At 65.6% G+C, this 1,918-nt stretch carries 2 protein-coding genes; both read left to right on the top strand.

Features of this window, described 5'->3' with window-relative positions; translation table 11 throughout:
- The first annotated feature begins 97 nt into the window (after positions 1 to 97).
- Complete coding sequence (accB, locus tag OS124_RS0107785; RefSeq protein WP_010138920.1) at positions 98 to 598, top strand: acetyl-CoA carboxylase biotin carboxyl carrier protein; 501 nt, start codon at positions 98 to 100, stop codon at positions 596 to 598.
- A 7-nt stretch (positions 599 to 605) separates the two neighbouring features.
- On the top strand, positions 606 to 1,918 hold a 1,313-nt coding region (accC, locus tag OS124_RS0107780), incomplete at its 3' end, for an acetyl-CoA carboxylase biotin carboxylase subunit (RefSeq protein ID WP_010138919.1).

Genomic DNA, 1,918 nt, shown 5'->3' with positions numbered 1-1,918 from the left:
TGCGTTCCACGGCTTTTCTCTTCAGCCGACAATCTCTATAGAGGATGCAATCAAGGGTCCTCCGGGATGGGGACCGGCATATCCGACCGAGGGTACAATGACCGAAAAGACGCATGATGCAGACGTTGCCTTCATCAAGGCCCTGGCAGAACTGCTGCGCGAGAACGACCTGACCGAGCTTGAGGTGAAGCGCGAGTACGGCAAGGACGACCAGCTGGATGTCCGTGTGAGCCGCAAGAAGGAGATCATCCAGGCCCCCGCTATGACCTACGCCGCCCCCGCCGCGGCACCGGCCGCTGCCCCCGCCGCAGCACCGGCCGCCGCCCCTGCCGCGGCTGCCGCCTCGGAAGATCCCGCCGATCACCCCGGCGCCGTGACCTCGCCCATGGTCGGCACGATCTACCTGCAGCCCGAACCCTCCGCCCCCGCCTTCGTCAAGGTCGGCGACAAGGTTTCGGAAGGGGACACGCTGCTCATCGTCGAGGCGATGAAGACCATGAACCATATCCCCGCCCCCAAATCCGGCACCGTGAAGCGCATCCTGGTCGAGGACAAGGCCGCCGTGGAATACGGCTCGCCGCTGATGATCATCGAGTGAGGGCGCCATGTTCGACAAGATCCTGGTAGCCAATCGCGGCGAGATCGCGTTGCGCGTCATCCGCGCGGCGCGCGAGATGGGCATCAAGTCCGTCGCCGTACACTCCACCGCCGATGCCGATGCAATGCATGTGCGCATGGCGGATGAAAGCGTCTGCATCGGCCCGCCCTCGGGCGCCGAGAGCTACCTTTCGATCCCCGCCATCATCGCCGCCTGCGAAGTGACCGGCGCCCAGGCGATCCACCCGGGCTACGGTTTCCTGTCGGAAAACGCGGGCTTCGTGCAGATCGTCGAGGACCACGGCATCACCTTCATCGGCCCCCGCGCCGAGCACATCCGGGTGATGGGCGACAAGATCACCGCCAAGGACACCATGAAGAAGCTCGGCGTGCCCTGCGTGCCCGGCTCGGATGGCGGCGTGCCCACCCTCGAAGCGGCCCAGAAGCTGGGCGCCGAGATGGGCTACCCGGTGATCATCAAGGCGACCGCCGGTGGCGGTGGCCGCGGCATGAAGGTTGCCCATACCGCCAAGGACATGGAGAACGCCTTCTATTCCGCGCGCTCCGAGGCCAAGGCCGCCTTCGGCAACGACGAAGTCTACATCGAGAAGTACCTGACCACCCCGCGCCACATCGAGATCCAGGTCTTTGGTGACGGCAAGGGCAAGGCGGTTCACCTGGGCGAGCGCGACTGCTCGCTGCAGCGCCGTCACCAGAAGGTCTTCGAAGAGGCCCCCGGCCCCTGCATCACCGAGGAAGAGCGCGCGCGCATCGGCAAGATCTGCGCCGACGCCGTGGCCGCGATCAACTACGCCGGCGCCGGCACGATCGAATTCCTCTACGAGAACGGCGAGTTCTATTTCATCGAGATGAACACCCGCCTGCAGGTGGAACATCCCGTGACCGAGGCGATCTTCGGTGTCGACCTCGTGCGCGAACAGATCCGCGTCGCCGAGGGCCTGCCACTGTCCTTCGACCAGGACGACCTGCAGATCAACGGCCATGCCATCGAGGTCCGCATCAACGCCGAGACCGTGCCGGGCTTCGCCCCGCGCCCCGGCAAGATCACCGCCTACCACGCCCCCGGCGGGCTGGGTGTGCGGATGGATTCGGCGCTCTATGACGGCTATTCGATCCCGCCCTACTACGACAGCCTGATCGGCAAGCTGATCGTCCATGGACGCGACCGCCGCGAGGCCCTGGCCCGCCTCGACCGCGCCCTGGGCGAGCTGATCGTCGACGGGGTGGAAAACACCACGCCGCTCTTCGAGATGCTGCTGGGAGAGGAAGACATCCTCACCGGCAACTACAACATCCACTG

This window comes from Oceanicola sp. S124, from assembly GCF_000220565.1.
Classification (GTDB): Bacteria; Pseudomonadota; Alphaproteobacteria; order Rhodobacterales; family Rhodobacteraceae; genus Pseudooceanicola.
The sequence above is the reverse complement of the archived record's forward strand: the minus strand, read 5'-3'. Positions and strand labels throughout refer to the sequence as shown.